The organism is Streptomyces hydrogenans, assembly GCF_014656075.1.
GTDB classification, from domain to species: domain Bacteria; phylum Actinomycetota; class Actinomycetes; order Streptomycetales; family Streptomycetaceae; genus Streptomyces; species Streptomyces hydrogenans.
Genome location: NZ_BNBS01000061.1, coordinates 48393 through 48973, shown reverse-complemented (window position 1 = coordinate 48973; position 581 = coordinate 48393). Strand labels below are relative to the sequence as shown.

The 581-nt window shown below is 71.9% G+C and carries 1 CRISPR repeat array.

The features are described from left to right. Window positions 1–98 precede the first annotated feature (98 nt). Window positions 99–555: a CRISPR direct-repeat array (repeat unit 29 nt; unit sequence GGGTCCATCCCCGCGGGTGCGGGGAGCAG). Window positions 556–581 lie beyond the last annotated feature (26 nt).

Sequence of the window (581 nt, the reverse complement as noted above, 5' to 3'; positions counted from 1 at the left end):
CGACATGACAACAGGGTACTTACCAACCCTCAGGATTTCTGGCGCATCACACTAGACAGGGAGCAGGTGGTCGGAGGAGGCTCCGATGATCTGGTCGAGGGTCCATCCCCGCGGGTGCGGGGAGCAGGGCGGCGGCTCCGAGCGCGGCAATGGCGTCGAGGGTCCATCCCCGCGGGTGCGGGGAGCAGGTCGGCGTCCACGGGGCTCTCCTCCGGGTGGCGGGTCCATCCCCGCGGGTGCGGGGAGCAGCTCCTTGGCTTGCTGTTCGCCCCGTTCGCCCTGGGTCCATCCCCGCGGGTGCGGGGAGCAGGGCGAGCACGGCACCCACCCCATGGGCGTGAAGGGTCCATCCCCGCGGGTGCGGGGAGCAGGCCACGATTGCCCGCTTCAACCTCGGGGACATGGGTCCATCCCCGCGGGTGCGGGGAGCAGGACGTCACGAACCCCGACCCGTGCCGGGCCGCGGGTCCATCCCCGCGGGTGCGGGGAGCAGCGGTGAAGCCGGCCCGCATGAACGAGCTGTCGAGGGTCCATCCCCGCGGGTGCGGGGAGCAGGACGACACCGTGCGGATGCCGTCGAG